The sequence below is a fragment of the Micromonospora ureilytica genome (genome assembly GCF_015751765.1).
Classification (GTDB): Bacteria; Actinomycetota; Actinomycetes; order Mycobacteriales; family Micromonosporaceae; genus Micromonospora; species Micromonospora ureilytica.
In genome coordinates, this window is record NZ_JADOTX010000001.1 from 686,658 (window position 1) to 701,480 (window position 14,823).

Below are 14,823 nucleotides of genomic sequence, written 5' to 3' on the forward strand. Positions count from 1 at the left end.
ACTCGCGAAAACGTCTGTTGCGCCCACCACATCGCCATGATCGAGACGGGCGGGGTCGGCCTGGCACAGGGGTTCGGCACAGGGGTCCGGCACGCTATCGAGTTGATGCCATGAACGAATCGCTCGGCTCGGCTCGGCTCGGCTCGGCTCGGCTCGGGTCAACCAGGCCCTGATTCGTTTACGACATCAGCTCCAAAGGAGCAGGCAGGGACACACTCCCCAGGGGCGGGGCCACAGGATGCCCGGTAGGCCGTCCAGGCCGACGACGACCAGGGCGACCTCCCAGCCGACCGGGACGGGGCGGGGGTTAGGTGAGGGTGGCCAGGGCCTTTGCGTAGGTCGGGGGGATGTGGTTGGGGCCACCGGGGGTGAAGACGTCGGACGTGGCCACTGCTGACCAGGCCGTCTCCGGGACGGCGTCGACCAGGGCCTGGATCACCGGGGCGTCGCGCCACTGGTCCTGCTCGGCGAGGATGCCGAGGGCCACCACCGACTCCTCGACCTCGCCCACGCACTCGAACGGCTTGTGCCCGTCCACGCCCAGCAGTTCTCGGTAGCCGGGGATCTGCGACTCGTCGGCCAGCAGGTCGCCGCCGAAGATGCCGACCACCCGTTCCCGGGGCATGAACGGCGCCATGGCCAGGAACACGAACCGGCACTTCGGGCAGTCACGGCACCAGCGCTCACTCGCGTCGCGCAGCTTGAACGCCTGGTTGCAGCTGGTCACCACGTCGTCGTACCTGGTGAACTCGGCGAACAGCCGGGCGATGTGCAGCTCGGACAGCGAACGCAGCAGGGAGAAGTACGGGTCGGTCAGGCCGGCGTGCTCGCCCAGCGACGCCCGCAGCTGTCCCTCCGCCTCGACGCCCTTGGACCACTGGTGGTTGATCTCGTGGCCGTTCCAGACCAGGTTCGGGTCGGACGCCGAACGCTCGTTGGACATCACCACCGGGCCCAGCCCGTGCAGGACGGCGGTGGCCACCGCGATCAGGGAGTTGATGGCGGTGACCGGGATGTGCCCGTTCAGCGCGCCGGCGGCGTTCAGGTCGAACAGCACCGGGTCGATGCGCCGCCGGGCGGCCAGCGGGACCAGCCCGGACGCCTCGTTGACGGCGACGATCACGTGGTTCGGGTTGACCGAGAACGGCACCGGGTCCAGCTCGGCGCGGCGCAGCGCCTCCAGGCTGACGATCGAGTCCTTACCGCCGCCGACCGCCGAGAGCGGCCGACGGTCCGAGTCGTCGTACACGCGCGGGGGCTCCGGCGAGCCGGCCGGCACCTCCGGGCGCAGTTGGAGCACGTGCGGCAGCTGGTTGCGGTACGCGTACTCCGCGAGGCCCTTGGTGTAGACGGCCGTGACGTAGTCGACGGTGGCCGCGCCCAGCGGCGCCGGCAGCACGAGTCGGGGCGGCGCGGCGGCCTTGTAGTAGCTGACCCCGGCGACGAGGTGCAGCACCTCCAGCACCCGGTTGAGGGTCGCCACCGTCTCGTCCGAGGGTGGCTCCGCCGGCAGCGGCAGTGTGATCACCTCGGTGAACCGCTGCTCACCGGCCGGGCCGGTCAGGGCGTAGTCGAACAACACCTCGCCGGTGGCGAAGTCGATCGAGTAGGACGGGAAGGTGAAGGCGTCCATCCGCCGGAGCTGCTCGTTGGGCACACGCCATACTAGGCCCTGGTTCGTCCGGCCGTGTCCGGACCGGGCCCGCCCTGCCGCCGCCGTGACCCACGAGGAGAGCCCCGTGCGCCTTTCTGACCTGCGCGGACGTACCGTCGCCGTCTGGGGCACCGGTCGGGAGGGCCGGGCCGCTGTGACCGCCATCGCCGCGCACGGCCCGGCCGAGCTGGTCGCCGTCGACGACAGCGCGAACTTCCTGTCGCTGCCCTGGGACGGCCCCCTGGCCGAGGCGGCGCCGCTGGTCACCGGTGAGGCGGGCTTCGAACGGCTGGCCGCCGCGGACGTGGTGGTCCGTTCCCCGGGCGTGCCGCAGACCCACCCGTGGCTGGTCGAGCTGCGCCGCCGCGGGATCATGGTGACCCAGGGCACCGCCTTGTGGATGGCCGACCACGCCGCGCGCACTGTCGGGGTCACCGGCAGCAAGGGCAAGAGCACCACCTCCAGCCTGATCAGTCACCTGCTCACCGCGATGGGCCGGCCGAACGTCTTCGGCGGCAACATCGGGGTGCCGACCCTGGACCTGCCGGAGGCGGAGCTGTACGTGCTGGAGCTGTCCAGCTACCAGTGCAGCGACCTCGCCGACTCGCCCCGGGTGGCCGTGGTCACCGCGCTCTTTCCCGAGCACCTGGACGCGCACGGCGGGGAACGGGAGTACTACCGGGACAAGCTCAACCTGCTCGCCCACGACCCGCAGACGATCGTGGTCAACGGGGGCGACCCCCGGCTCGCGGCGGAGCTGGGTGAGCTGCCGGCGGTCCGGGCCGGCCGCCCCGACACCACCCACGTCGCCACCGGCGTCGACGGCACGCAGTGGTTCCACGTCGGTGACCAGCCGCTCTTCCCCCGCGCCGTGCTGCCGCTCGTCGGCCGGCACAACGAGGGCAACCTCTGCGTCGCGCTCACCGTCCTCGACGCGCTCGGCGTGGACGTGCTGGCCAACAAGGACCACCTCGCCGTCGCGGTCGCCGAGTTCCAGGGGCTGGCCCACCGACTCACCGAGATCACCGACCCGTCCGGGTTGACGTTCGTCGACGACACCCTGGCCACCAGCCCGTACGCGGCCATGCACGCCATCGACGCGTACGACGGGCGGCCGCTGACGGTGATCGTCGGGGGTAACGACCGGGGTCTGGACTACACGCCGTTGGCCGAGCACCTGGCCGAGCGTGAGTTGACCGTGATCGGGATTCCGGACAGCGGGGCCCGCATCGTCGAGGTGCTCACCGGCCTGCCGAAGGTGCGTACCGAACTGGTCGACGACCTGGTGGACGCGGTCCGGCTGTCCCGTGAGGTGACCCCGGCCGGTGGGGTGGTGCTGCTGTCCCCGGCAGCGCCCAGCTACGGCCGGTTCCGCAACTTCGAGCACCGCTCCGAGGTCTTCGCCCAGGCCGTCGCCGACACCGCCGGGTGAAGCCCGGCGTGCAGGGCGCGCATCGAGCGGATCGCCGAGCGGATCTCCTGGAGGTAGCGCCCCGGCGTGAGCGTCTGCTCGGGCAGCACCGCCAGGTCGGCAAGCGTCGGGTCCACGCCGACCGTGTCGATGGCACACCCGTAGGGCAGGGCCAGCGTGCGCAGCGCGTCGCAGTGCTGGAACGGCACGTAGATCGGCGCGGTGACCATCAGAACCTCGTCGCCCGGGGCGAGCCGGACGTGCCCGGCCCAGAACCGCTGGGTGTCGGCGGTGTGCGCACGCCGCTGGTCCGGTTCGCTGGACGGCGCGGCCAGCACCCGGATCGGCGGCAGCCCGTCCGGCCGGTAGGTCCGCGACGACCAGGAGTGGTGCGGGTGGCCGGCGTCGACACCCGCCTGCTCGGTCGGGGCAGCCACCCCGAACACCCGGCGGACGGCCGTGTCCAGCACGTCCACCTCGGTCTCGTCGGCCGGCAGACCCGCGTCGGCCAGCGTGCGGCGTTCCCAGTCCGACAGCGGCCGAAAGCTGCCCAGGACGGCGACCTCGCCGCTCACCGGTAGGCCGGTGCGGAGCAGGTGCGCGGCGTAGCCGAGGCGGCGTACGCAGGCGTGCGCCAGGCCGCCGAGCACCACCAGATGGGCGTACGCCGGCCGGGCCGGTGGCACCGGCTGGATCAGCCCGAGCGCGGCGGCCGCGTCGAGCACCAGTTTCTCGGTGGCCGGGTCGAGGTCGGGCTCCCGGGCGTCGGGTCGTTCCCGGCCGTCCCGGAAGTCCCAGTGGCGGGCGGAGAAGTCGTCGAGGTAACCGAGCACCTCGCTGAGGTCACCGTCGGGCCAGGTGCCGCCGAAGTGGGCGACCAGGCCGCGGAGCGGGGTGGAGCAGACCCAGGCCCGATTCTCCGCCGTGATCCGCTCGTCGTCCGTCCCGGTCGACGGCGCCGCGTCCGCTCTGTGCACCTGCCGGATGCTACCGCCCGGCGCGGTGGGGCCGGTGGTTGTGGTTGCTGTCTACGCTGGCGGGAGCGGTTGATTGGGGGATGTCGATGACCCGTGACGTGGCCCGGCAAAGGGTGCGGGACAGCGGCAGCTCCACCGCGGGCTTCGTCCGCCTGGTGGCGCACACCGACCCGGTGGCGTTGGTCGGCATCACGTTGTCGATCACCCTCAGCCTCGCGCTCGACCTCACCAACGCCGCCTCCGGGGTGGAGTCGCTGTTGGCCGGCCTGATGGGCGTCACCATCTCGCTGTTGGTCGACTCACTGGCCCGCGCGGAGCGCCGCTTTCACCTGCGTACCCTGCTGGACGGCCCGCCCTGGCTGGTCCGCACGACCACGGAGCTGGCCGGGGCCATGCGGGAGGCGGCCGAGCAGCACGCGGGCACCCGGGTCGCGGTGGAGGCGCAGCGGCGGTACGAGCAGTTCCGGCTGGAGGCCGAGCAGCTCGCGGACGGTCGGATCATCCGGCGCGGCGACGAGGACGAGGACCTGGTCGGCGCGACCCGCACCTGCGTGCGCCGGTTGGACGCGTTGACAAACGTGATGCCCCGGGTGAGCGGGGAGCTGAGCTGGTGGCGCAGCGAGATCGGCCGGCGCTACTGGGAGGCCAACCAGGAGGCCCTGCAACGGGGTGTTCAGATCACCCGGGTCTTCGTCTACGCCACGCTGACCGACGAGCTGTCCGCATTGGTGCAACGGCAGCGCGCGGCCGGGGCGCGGGTGGGTCTGCTGCCTCTCGGTGTGGTCAGTCCGAACCTGCACGTCAACCTGACACTGTGGGACGGGTCGAGCTGTTGGGAGGCCCACATGACCGCGCACGGCGAGATCGGCGAGAATCAGTTCTCGGTCAACAGCACGGACGTCGCCCGGCTCACCCGTGTGTTCGACATCTGCGTGAACGCCGCGACCTTCCAGGACTGACGGCCCCCATCGGGGCGGGGACGGGAGAGCCATGACGTGGAGCGCGGTCCTGCTGGTGACGGCAGTGGTCTGGGCGGTCAGCGTGATCCGCTCCGTCCGGCTCCGCGCGCTGGTCTACAGTCTGCCGCTGCCGATGACGCTGGCCCTGGTCAGCACGGACTATCCGGTGGGCGGCGCGCAGGTGCTCGGCGTGGTCGGGCTCAACCTCTTCTTCGTCACCGTGGCGGTCACCCACCAGCTGTGGCGTTGGCCGATCCTGCTCGCCGACGTCGCGGGGATCGCCGTGTACGTGGCGCTGAGCGCCGGCCTGTTGGCCGTCGACATCCCGTTCGAGGTGGCCCTCGCCGGCACTCTCGCGCTCTGGTTGGCGACCATCCTGCTGCTACGCCGTCGCGCCAGCGCCAGTGACAGTCCGCGCGGCACTTCCGCTGTGGAGGCGGCCGGTGTGGCGGAGGCTCGCCCGGACGGGCTGCCGCCGTTGCTCAAGCTGGTGGTGATCTTCGTTGGGGCGATCCTCACCGCGCTGCTCGGCGCCGTGCTGCGCGGCATGGTGGTGACGTTCCCGTACTCGGGGGTGCTTGTCGCCGTCGAGGCCCGCCGGCAGTTGGCCGAGTTCAGTCGGCACTTCGCCCGCAACAGCCTCGCGTTGGTCGGCTTCCTGACCGGTTACCACTACCTTCAGGACGTCTCGTCGGGCGTGGCGCTGGGCGCCGGCTGGGCGGTGTTCGCGGTGGTCGCCGCCGTCCTGCACCTGCCGTTGCGTCCCCGCCGGGTCGCGCAGGCGCGGGCGGCGAGCCGCCCGCCGGGGGCGTTGCGGCGGGCGACCGAGCCACAGGCACCTACCGGCCTGCCCTGACCAGCTCGGCGATCCGGGTGAGCGGTTCGGCGTACGCGGGCCAGTCGAGGCCGTCAACGCTGAGCGTGGGGCGGCGACGTACACCGTCGACCGCGCCGGCGCGCACGATCGCGGTCAGCAGGTCGTACGACCAGGCGGGCTCCAGGAGCGTACGCAGCTCGGGCACCTCGGGGCGGAGCAGCGACAGCGCGCCGACGAGGGCGGCGGCGGCCCAGTTGGACGTGCCGCCGACGAGCAGCGCGTCCGCGCCGACCACGCACCGGATCCGCTCGCCCGAGGCGACCACCCGTCCGATCAGGTCCGCCGGTAGGCGGCCCATGCCGAGTTCGTTGCCACCGTCGCCGATGCCGATCCGGTACGCCGACCCGGAGGTGTAGAGCCGGTCGAGGGGTGCCGTGTGCGCGCCGATGTCGTCGCCGCGCATGTTGCGCGGTCGACCGTCCATCCCGGGCCCGACGCGTTCGCAGGCGATGAGGTGGGTCAGCCGGTCGTACTCGGGGAGGAGCGCGGCGACCCACTCGTCGTAACCCCGCAGTGGCGCGACGTCGACCGGCAGGCCCGGCGCGGCGGCGGCGACGGCCGCCTCGACCACCGGGGCGCAGGGTTCGTCGGTGACGAGCCGGCACCGGCCACCGAGCTGGCGCAGCGCGGCGGCGATCTGGACCGCGCCGATCGGGCCGTCGGTCTCCGCGGCGGGTGGCTCGGCGCCGGGGATGAAGAACCCGGTGAACACCGCGGCGTCCGGCGCCCCGGCGGCGAGCGACCGGGCGGCGGCCAACAGTCCGCCGGCCGCGGGTTCGGCCAGCGCCTCGCTGCCCCGGCCCACCTCGCGCGCGGCGACGCGCTCCAGTTCGGCGATCGTCACTTCGATGCGCACCGTGTGGCCTCCCCGGCGACAGTGGACCGACCCAGGGTAGCGGCGGGTAACCAGACTGCGGATCCAGTGGGCTTTTCCCATCAGTACTACGGAAATCATGGGTCAAGGCCAACCCTTGCCGTGGAAACCGTTGACGTGCTGTCAGGTCGGGACTCCCATGCGCTACACGCTGACAGTTGTTCGCATCGACCGGCGGTGGGAGCGTGCGGTATCCACGAACGCCGCTGAAGGGTTGCCACGATGACCGACGACCTGCTGGCCCGGCACCGGGCCGTGCTCCCGTCCTGGATGCCGTTGTACTACGCCGAGCCGATCGAGCTGGTGTCCGGCTCGGGCCGCCGGGTGACCGACGCGCAGGGTCGCAGCTACCTGGACTTCTTCGGCGGCGTGCTGACCAACATGATCGGGTACGACATCCCGGAGATCCGGGAGGCCGTCGAGCGGCAGTTGGCCACCGGCATCGTGCACACCTCGACGCTCTACCTGATCCGCCAACAGGTGGAGCTGGCCGAGAAGATCGCCCACCACTCCGGCATCCCGGACGCCCGGGTTTTCTTCACCAACTCCGGCACCGAGGCGAACGAGGCCGCGCTGCTGGTCGCCACCAACCACCGCCGCTCGCACCAGATCCTGGCCGTGCGCAACAGTTACCACGGCCGGTCGTACGCGGCGATGGGCGTCACCGGCAACCGCAACTGGTCGGCCAGCGGCCTCAACCCGCTCCAGGTGGCCTGGCTGCACTCCGGTGACCGGGTGCGCGGCCTGCTGGCCCGGCTCAGCGCTGACGAGCAGGTCGACGCGGCGGTGGAGGACCTGCGCGAGGTGTTGGCCACCCAGACCGCCGGTGACGTGGCCGCGCTGATCGCCGAGCCGATCCAGGGCGTGGGCGGTTTCGTGCACCCGCCGGACGGGCTCTTCGCCGCCTGGAGGAAGGTCCTCGACGAACACGGCATCCTGTTCATCGCCGACGAGGTGCAGACCGGGTGGGGGCGTACCGGGGAGCACTTCTGGGGTTACCAGGCGCACGGCGTCACCCCGGACCTGCTCACCTTCGCCAAGGGCATCGGCAACGGGTTCGTCCTGGCCGGGGTGGTCGGCCGGGCCGGGGTGCTGGAGTCGGTGCCGGCCATCAGCTTCTCCACCTTCGGCGGCAACCCGATCTCCACGGCGGCCGGCAACGCGGTGCTCGACTACCTGCTCGCGCACGACCTCCAGGCCAACGCGGCACGCGTCGGCGCGATCCTCGCCGACGGCCTGCGGTCCGCCGTGGGCGGGCTCGACTGCGTCGCCGAGGTACGCGGAAAGGGGCTGATGCTCGGCGTCGAGTTCGTCCGACCGGGCAGCAGCGAGCCGGACCCGGCGCTGACCAACCGGGTCTTCGAAGCCGCCCGCGAAGGCGGTCTGCTGACCGGCAAGGGCGGCCTGCACGGCAACGTGCTGCGGATGGGTCCACCGTTGACGCTGACCGAGGAGGAGGCCCGTGAGGGCCTGGCGATCCTCGTCGACGCGATCCGTTCGGCTGCGGGGGTGGCGGCATGAGCATCGGTCACTTCATCGACGGCAAGCGCGTCGGCGGCACGTCCGAGCGCCGCGGCGACGTGTTCGACCCGGCGACCGGTCGGCGTACCGCCGAGGTCGAGCTGGCCTCGACCGCGGACGTCGACGTCGCGGTGCGGGCCGCCGCCCGCGCGGCGCGCGCCTGGCGGGACGCGTCGCTGGCGCGGCGGTCCGCTGTGCTGTTCGCCTTCCGCGAGTTGGTGCACGCCCGCCGCGACCGGCTCGCCGAGGTGATCACCGCCGAGCACGGCAAGGTGCTCGCCGACGCCGCCGGCGAGGTGCAGCGCGGCCTGGAGGTCATCGAGTACGCGTGCGGGCTGCCGTCGGCGCTGCGCGGAGCGTTCAGCGAGAACGTGTCCACCGAGGTCGACTCGTACACCATCCGGCAGCCGCTCGGGGTGGTCGCGGTGATCTCCCCGTTCAACTTCCCGGTGATGGTGCCGCTGTGGTTCGTGCCGGTGGCGGTGGCCTGCGGCAACGCGGTGGTGCTCAAGCCGAGCGAGAAGGACCCGAGCGCGGCGCTGCTGCTGGCCGAGTGGTTCGCCGAGGCCGGCCTGCCCGACGGGGTGCTCAACGTGGTCAACGGCGACAAGGAGGCGGTCGACGCGTTGCTGGAGCACCCGGAGGTGCGGGCGGTGTCGTTCGTCGGCTCCACCCCGATCGCCCGGTACGTCTACCAACGCGGCACGGCCGCCGGTAAGCGGGTGCAGGCGCTCGGCGGGGCGAAGAACCACATGGTGGTGCTCCCGGACGCCGACCTGGACCTGGCCGCCGACGCGGCGGTCAACGCCGGGTTCGGCTCGGCGGGGGAGCGGTGCATGGCCATCTCGGTGCTGGTGGCGGTGGAGCCGGTGGCCGACGCGCTGGTCGAGCGGATCGCCGCGCGGGTGACCGGTCTGCGCACCGGCGACGGCCGACGGGGCTGCGACATGGGCCCGCTGGTCACCGCCGCGCACGAGGCGAAGGTCCGCTCCTACGTGGACGCCGGTGTCGCCGACGGCGCGGTGCCGGTGGTGGACGGGCGGGACGTGACACCGGACGGCGACCCGGATGGTTTCTGGCTCGGCCCGACCCTGTTCGACCGGGTGACCCCGGACATGTCGATCTACACCGACGAGATCTTCGGGCCGGTGCTGAGCGTGGTCCGGGTCGGCTCGTACGACGAGGCGGTGAACTTGGTCAACGCCAGCCCGTACGGCAACGGCACGGCGATCTTCACAAACGACGGCGGTGCGGCCCGGCGCTACCAGCACGAGGTGGAGGTGGGCATGGTCGGCATCAACGTGCCCATCCCGGTGCCGATGGCGTACCACTCGTTCGGCGGTTGGAAGTCGTCGCTCTTCGGTGACCTGCACGCCCACGGCGAGGACGGGGTGCGCTTCTTCACCCGCGGCAAGGTCGTCACCAGCCGCTGGTTGGATCCGCGCCACGGCGGGGTCAACCTCGGATTCCCCACCCAGATCTGAGCAGTCGCAGCACGCCCGCCCCGGCCAGGTACGCCACCAGCGCCGGGACGGGCGTGCCGAACGGCTCCGGGGCCTGCTGCGGTGTCGTGCTGTTGATCAGCAGCGCGGCCACCACGGCGGCGTACGCGGCCACCGCCCACGTCGCCCGGGCCCGGGTGCCCCGATTGGTCCGGCGTCCGCGGTGCCGGCCGCTACGTGCCTCCACCGGCCCGAAGATGGCGACCAGCACCACCAGGACGGCGCTGAGCAGCAGCAACCAGGGCACCCGCCAGGCCCACCAGGCGGCGGTGTCGACCGCCAGGGTGGGCAGCGTCCCGACCGCGTCGAGGAACCCGATCAGCAGGATCGCGGCGGTCAGGTGCCAGAGGAAGACGGTCAGCACCACCAGGTTGACCCCGATCACGAGCTGCCACGGCCCGGTGCGGCGCAGCAGCCGCTCCGCCGGGCCGCGTAGCAGCAGGATCACCCCGAGCTGGCCGGCGGCGACGGCCAGCAACGCGAGACTGGGCGGCGCGGCGTTGTCGAGCCGCTCGTCGGGCACCTTGAGCATGGCCACCGGCCAGGGGCCGAGCACGGTGAGCAGCAGCACCGCGCCCAGCCCGCCGGCCAGGAAGACCAGGCCGGCCCGGCGGGAGGTGGGCAGCCGCCGTCGGCGTACCCCCGCACGGTCGGGAGTCGACGGCCCGGCAGCGTCGGTCTCCGCGGGTGGTGGCGCGGTCTGAGCGGTGGTATCGGTCTGCGTCTGCGGTGGCGCGGTCTGACCGGCGGGTGGCGGCACGGCGCGGGTGTCGTGCCAGGCGAAGCCGAGCTGGTGGACGGCCAGCCAACCGAACAGGTAGTTGCCGTAGCTCAGCCCCTCCGGCCCGCTCAGCCGGCCGAGGTCGCCGAGGCCGACCAGGACGACAAGTCCCAGCGGTACGGCCAGGCCGAAGCGGCGGTGCAGCGCGTACATCGGTGGGGTGAGCGCGACCGCCGCCAGGTAGGCGACCAGGAACCAGAGCGGAATGGTGGCGAACCAGAACACCTCGCGGATCCGGGTCGGGTCGGCGCCGCGCAGCCAGGCGACCGCCGCCGAGGCGGTGAGCACCAGCAGCAGCGTGCTGGTGGGGCGGACCAGGCGGGCACTGCGGTCGACCAGCCAGCTGGCGGCGTCCCCGCCGCGGGCCCGCAGCCGGGTCAGCGAGGCCGCGTTGGCGTAGCCCCCGACCAGGAAGAAGACGGGCATCACCTGGGCCAGCCAGGTCAGCGGGTACGCCCAGCGCAGGTTGCCGAGCGCGGAGTGCCCGGTGGCCTGCCCGGCGTCGTCCCGCTCGATCACCGTGACGGCCCAGTGTCCGAGAACGACCATGGTGATGGCGAGCGCGCGGAGCAGGTCGACATACCGCTCCCGCCCAGCCGGGGTGCGCTCGGCCAGCTGGCGCAGACGGCGCATCGCCCCAGGTTAGGCGACCCGACGGCGGCTGGTGGTGATAACGGTTCGACCGTCAGGACTTGAAGTCCGGGCCCGGCTGTCGTAGAAATCCTTCAGCAACAGAGCATGAACTGAAGAGAATCACCGAGCCTCGCGCGGTGGACGCCTCCCCCTCACACCGGCGATCCGCCCGACCCGACCCGAGGAGAACCCATGAACAGGCGTGACATCCTGCGGCGCAGCGCCGCCGCCGGCCTCCTGGCCACCCCCGCCGCCGGTCTGCTCTCCGGCTGCGCCACCAGCGGTGGCGGTGACAAGAACGATGCCGAGACGTACCAGGGCACCAAGAGCGCGCAGAACCCGCTCGGCGTGAAGGAGGACGCCCCACTCGAGGTGGTGATCTTCGGCGGCGGGTTCGGCGAGGAGTACGCCAAGGCCCACGAGGCCATGTACACCGAGAAGTACCCGAAGGCGAAGATCAAGCACTCCTCCACCCAGGAGATCAGCAAGACGCTCCAGCCGCGCTTCGTCGACGGCACCCCGCCGGACGTGGTCAACAACTCCGGCTCCAGCCAGATCGACTTCAACGGCCTGGTCAGCCAGAACGCCCTCGCCGGCCTCGATGAGCTGCTGGCCGCCCCGAGCCTCGACATCCCCGGCAAGACGGTCAAGGACACCCTGCTGCCCGGCGCGGTCGAGGTCGGCTCCTACGACGGCAAGTTCCTGGTGCTCAACTACACCTACACCGCCTACGGCATCTGGCACTCCGCCAAGCTCTTCGCCGACCGGGGCTGGTCGTACGCGAAGACCTGGGACGAGCACATCGCGCTCTGCAAGCAGATCAAGGCCGCCGGCATCGCCCCCTGGACGTACGCCGGCCTGCACCCGCGCTACATGAGCTGGCCGCTGATCTCCACGGCGATCAAGTTCGGCGGCCCGTCGGTGGCGACCGCCATCGACAACCTGGAGCCGAGCGCCTGGAAGTCCGACTCGATGCGCGCCGCCGCCGACGCCTGGCACCAGATCGTCAAGGACAAGTACATCCTGGACGGCTCGTCCGGCCTCGACCACAAGCAGTCGCAGACCGCCTGGTGCCAGGGCAAGGCCGCCTTCATCTCCTGCGGCTCCTGGCTGGAGAGCGAGCAGAAGGACGTCACCCCGGCCGGGTTCAACATGACCATCGCACCGACGCCGAGCCTGGGCAGCGGCGACAAGCTGCCGTTCGAGGCGATCCGGGGCACCGCCGGGGAACCGTTCATGGTGCCCGCCAAGGCCCGCAACGTCGCCGGCGGCCTGGAGTACTTCCGGACCATGCTCTCCAAGAAGGGCGCCCAGGACTTCACGAAGAAGGTCGCCAGCCTCACCGTGGTCGCCGGCGCCACCGAAGGCGTCGAGCTGCCGTACGGGCTGAGCACCGTGGTCAAGGCCCTCGACGCGTCCGGCGCCAACGGCTTCAACTGGGTCTACAACAGCTTCTACCGCAAGTTGGAGCGCAACCTCGTCGACGCCGCGTGCGGCGAGTTCTTCAGCGGCCGGATCGGCCCCGCCGAGTTCCTCCAACAGTGCCAGAAGGGCGCCGACTCGATCGCCCAGGACAGCTCGGTCAAGAAGTACAAGCGAGCGGCCTGACCGCCCGGCCGGTGGGGGAGCGGTCCGCCCCCACCGGCCGTACCCCAACGGAAGAGGTCCCTCTCGTGAAACATGGCAAGTGGCCGCTGATCGTCACGTTCCTGGTGCCGCCGGTGCTGCTGTACGTGTTCTTCGTCGTCTCGCCGTACCTGCAGGCGTTCCAGATCTCCACCACCGACTGGCTCGGCTACTCGGCGGACGCCAACCCGGTCGGCCTGGCCAACTTCAAGACCCTCTGGCACGACGACTACGTGTGGAACGCGCTGAAGAACAACGCGATCCTGCTGGGTCTGGTGCCGGTGCTGACCATCGTGCTCGGGCTCTTCTTCGCCACCATGCTCGCCATGGGTGGGCGCAAGGGCAGTGCCGGCGTGACCGGCGTACGCGGCGGCGCGCTCTACCGCACTGTCTACTTCTTCCCCCAGGTGCTCTCTGTGGTGATCATCGCGCTGCTCTGGAAAGAGGTGTACCACCCCAACCAGGGGCTGCTCACCAGCGCCGTACACGCGGTCGGCCTGCCCGCGCCGACCTGGCTCGGCGACCCGGCGACCGCCTTCTGGTGCGTACTGGCGGTGATGGTCTGGAGCAACGTCGGCTTCTACGTGGTGCTGTTCGGCGCGGCGATGTCGGCCGTACCGAAGGAGATCTACGAGGCGGTGCTGCTCGACGGCGCGTCCCGGTTCACCACCCTGCGCCGGGTCACCCTGCCGCTGCTCTGGGACACCGTCCAGGTCGCCTGGGTCTACCTGGCCATCTTCGCCCTGGACGGGTTCATCCTCGTACAGCTGATGACCAACGGCGGGCCGAACTTCTCCACCGACGTGATCGGCGTACGGATGTACGACACCGCCTTCGGCAGCGAGACCAAGTTCGGCTACGCCTCGGCGATCGGCGTGGTGATGTTCTTCCTGACCCTCTCGGTGGCGGTGTTGTCGCTGCGGGTCGGCCGGCGCGAACGGATCGAGTACTCGTGACCACTCTGGACCAGCCCACCGCGATCGTCCCGACCCCGGTCACCAGCGGGGACCGCCCGGTACGTCGGGAACTCGGCGTGGCCAACGCCCTCTCGCACGGCTTCCTGCTGTTCTGGGGCCTGCTCACCGTACTGCCACTGCTGTGGATGTTCGTCAGCTCGTTCAAGACCAACGGTGAGATCCTCGCCGACCCGTGGGGGCTCCCCGGCGCGCTGCACCTGGACAACTGGGCGCGGGCCTGGACCGGCGCGCACATCGGCCGGTACTTCCTCAACAGCCTGGTGGTGGTGACCGGCTCGGTCAGCCTCACCATGCTGATGGGCGCCACCGCCGCGTACGTCTTCGCCCGGTACGAGTTCCGCGGCCGCCAGGTCGTCTACTACCTGTTCGTCGGCGGCCTGATGTTCCCGGTGTTCCTCGCCCTGGTGCCGCTCTTCTTCGTGGTCCGCAACGCCGGCCTCTTCAACACCTGGCTCGGGCTGATCCTCGTGTACGCGGCCTACTCGCTGCCCTTCACGGTGTTCTTCCTGACCGCGTTCTTCCGGACCCTGCCGACCTCGGTGGCGGAGGCCGCACTGGTCGACGGCTGCGGTCACTTCCGGCTCTTCTTCCGGGTGATGCTGCCGATGGCGCGTCCGGGACTGATCAGTGTGGCGCTCTTCAACTTCCTCAGCCACTGGAACCAGTTCCTGCTGCCGCAGGTGCTGTTGCAGGGCGACGAGTCCAAGTGGATGCTGGCGCAGGGGCTGTTCGCGCTCTCGGTCAGCCAGGGCTACGCCGGCGACTACGCCCGGCTCTTCGCCGGACTGAGCATCGCGGTGCTCCCGGTGCTCGCGGTCTACGTGGCCTTCCAGCGGCAGGTGCAGGCGGGCCTCACCGCAGGGCAGCTCAAGTAACACCCACCCACCCCTGACCGATAACGATTGCCATCCTCCTTGATCGTGCTCGATCCTGGATGTCGTCCCCTCCTCGCGGGGTGAGGCCACTACATCCTGGTTCGAGCACGATCTTGTCCGGGCGCGATCAGGCGCGGCGTCGGGCGCTGCGGGGGG

The 14,823-nt window shown here is 71.2% G+C and carries 12 protein-coding genes; 8 read left to right on the forward strand and 4 right to left on the reverse strand.

The features are described from left to right. Positions 1-307 precede the first annotated feature (307 nt). Entirely contained in the window at positions 308-1,657 is a 1,350-nt protein-coding gene (locus IW248_RS03175) for a MurL-like N-terminal domain-containing (RefSeq protein WP_196925568.1), read from the reverse strand. A gap of 82 nt (positions 1,658-1,739) precedes the next feature. On the opposite strand from IW248_RS03175, the gene murD reads away from it, so the two are divergent. Then, positions 1,740-3,086: a UDP-N-acetylmuramoyl-L-alanine--D-glutamate ligase gene (gene murD, locus IW248_RS03180; protein ID WP_196925569.1), complete on the forward strand. Its 1,347-nt coding sequence runs from the start codon at positions 1,740-1,742 to the stop codon at positions 3,084-3,086. Here murD and IW248_RS03185 read toward each other — a convergent pair. Then, a complete protein-coding gene (locus tag IW248_RS03185; RefSeq protein ID WP_231396159.1) occupies positions 3,014-4,042 on the reverse strand; it encodes a hypothetical protein in 1,029 nt (342 codons plus the stop codon). The genes murD and IW248_RS03185 overlap by 73 nt on opposite strands. 86 nt (positions 4,043-4,128) lie before the next feature. Between IW248_RS03185 and IW248_RS03190 the strand changes: the two genes are divergently transcribed. Beyond that, positions 4,129-5,001: a hypothetical protein gene (locus IW248_RS03190; RefSeq protein ID WP_196925570.1), complete on the forward strand. Its 873-nt coding sequence runs from the start codon at positions 4,129-4,131 to the stop codon at positions 4,999-5,001. A 31-nt stretch (positions 5,002-5,032) separates the two neighbouring features. After that, positions 5,033-5,857 carry a hypothetical protein gene (locus tag IW248_RS03195; RefSeq protein ID WP_196925571.1) on the forward strand — a complete coding sequence of 275 codons (825 nt, stop codon included), beginning with the start codon at positions 5,033-5,035 and terminating at the stop codon, positions 5,855-5,857. Here IW248_RS03195 and IW248_RS03200 read toward each other — a convergent pair. After that, entirely contained in the window at positions 5,841-6,734 is an 894-nt protein-coding gene (locus tag IW248_RS03200) for a glutamate cyclase domain-containing protein (RefSeq protein WP_196925572.1), read from the reverse strand. The two genes, IW248_RS03195 and IW248_RS03200, sit on opposite strands and share 17 nt — an antisense overlap. Positions 6,735-6,974: 240 nt before the next feature. Between IW248_RS03200 and IW248_RS03205 the strand changes: the two genes are divergently transcribed. Continuing rightward, entirely contained in the window at positions 6,975-8,273 is a 1,299-nt protein-coding gene (locus IW248_RS03205; protein WP_196925573.1) for an aspartate aminotransferase family protein, read from the forward strand. Continuing rightward, entirely contained in the window at positions 8,270-9,757 is a 1,488-nt protein-coding gene (locus IW248_RS03210; RefSeq protein ID WP_196925574.1) for a CoA-acylating methylmalonate-semialdehyde dehydrogenase, read from the forward strand. The genes IW248_RS03205 and IW248_RS03210 overlap by 4 nt, the downstream gene beginning before the upstream one ends. Here the strand turns inward: IW248_RS03210 and IW248_RS03215 are convergent. After that, a complete protein-coding gene (locus tag IW248_RS03215; protein ID WP_196925575.1) occupies positions 9,729-11,189 on the reverse strand; it encodes an acyltransferase family protein in 1,461 nt (486 codons plus the stop codon). The two genes, IW248_RS03210 and IW248_RS03215, sit on opposite strands and share 29 nt — an antisense overlap. Before the next feature lie 192 nt (positions 11,190-11,381). On the opposite strand from IW248_RS03215, the gene ngcE reads away from it, so the two are divergent. From ngcE to IW248_RS03230, 3 genes are all read left to right on the forward strand, one after another. Beyond that, positions 11,382-12,797, forward strand: coding sequence for an N-acetylglucosamine/diacetylchitobiose ABC transporter substrate-binding protein (ngcE, locus tag IW248_RS03220; RefSeq protein WP_196925576.1), 1,416 nt, complete (start codon positions 11,382-11,384; stop codon positions 12,795-12,797). 65 nt (positions 12,798-12,862) lie between these two features. After that, on the forward strand, positions 12,863-13,771 hold the full coding sequence (locus IW248_RS03225) for a carbohydrate ABC transporter permease (protein ID WP_196925577.1): 909 nt from the start codon (positions 12,863-12,865) through the stop codon (positions 13,769-13,771). Beyond that, on the forward strand, positions 13,768-14,667 hold the full coding sequence (locus IW248_RS03230; RefSeq protein ID WP_307787679.1) for a carbohydrate ABC transporter permease: 900 nt from the start codon (positions 13,768-13,770) through the stop codon (positions 14,665-14,667). The genes IW248_RS03225 and IW248_RS03230 overlap by 4 nt, the downstream gene beginning before the upstream one ends. Positions 14,668-14,823 lie beyond the last annotated feature (156 nt).

What these genes read in the sequence shown, in the direction of transcription:
- IW248_RS03190 (WP_196925570.1), top strand. Translation starts at nt 4,129, where the DNA reads ATGACCCGTGACGTGGCCCGGCAAAGGGTGCGGGACAGCGGCAGCTCC.
- IW248_RS03195 (WP_196925571.1), top strand. Translation starts at nt 5,033, where the DNA reads ATGACGTGGAGCGCGGTCCTGCTGGTGACGGCAGTGGTCTGGGCGGTC.
- IW248_RS03205 (WP_196925573.1), top strand. Translation starts at nt 6,975, where the DNA reads ATGACCGACGACCTGCTGGCCCGGCACCGGGCCGTGCTCCCGTCCTGG.
- IW248_RS03210 (WP_196925574.1), top strand. Translation starts at nt 8,270, where the DNA reads ATGAGCATCGGTCACTTCATCGACGGCAAGCGCGTCGGCGGCACGTCC.
- IW248_RS03215 (WP_196925575.1), bottom strand. Translation starts at nt 11,189, where the DNA reads ATGCGCCGTCTGCGCCAGCTGGCCGAGCGCACCCCGGCTGGGCGGGAG.
- ngcE (WP_196925576.1), top strand. Translation starts at nt 11,382, where the DNA reads ATGAACAGGCGTGACATCCTGCGGCGCAGCGCCGCCGCCGGCCTCCTG.